This window comes from Stenotrophomonas sp. SrG (genome assembly GCF_050031795.1).
Lineage (GTDB): Bacteria > Pseudomonadota > Gammaproteobacteria > Xanthomonadales > Xanthomonadaceae > Stenotrophomonas > Stenotrophomonas rhizophila_A.
In genome coordinates, this window is record NZ_JBNBBE010001622.1 from 1 (window position 1) to 232 (window position 232).

At 71.1% G+C, this 232-nt stretch carries 1 pseudogene; it reads right to left on the bottom strand.

The annotated features are described in order from the left end of the window. Positions 1–232: pseudogene (locus ACQG3P_RS24860) on the bottom strand (hypothetical protein); the annotation flags it as partial.

Consider the following 232-nt stretch of genomic DNA (forward strand, 5'->3'; position numbering starts at 1 on the left):
GCGCCGGCCCGCACAGGGCAACGGTGGCAATCAGTACGGGAAGGGAACGCATCAACAGGATACCGGCAGGGCGTCCTGTCAAGGTGGCCCCGCCTGCGTCGGATTCCAAGACCGGCTGCAGGGTCTGGTCATCCGCCACCGGGCGACGCGCCGGCAGGCTGGTCACCAGCAGCGTGGTGGCTGGCACCAGCACCGGGTACAGCGGCGCGGCGACGGACGGCGGCAGCGCCAT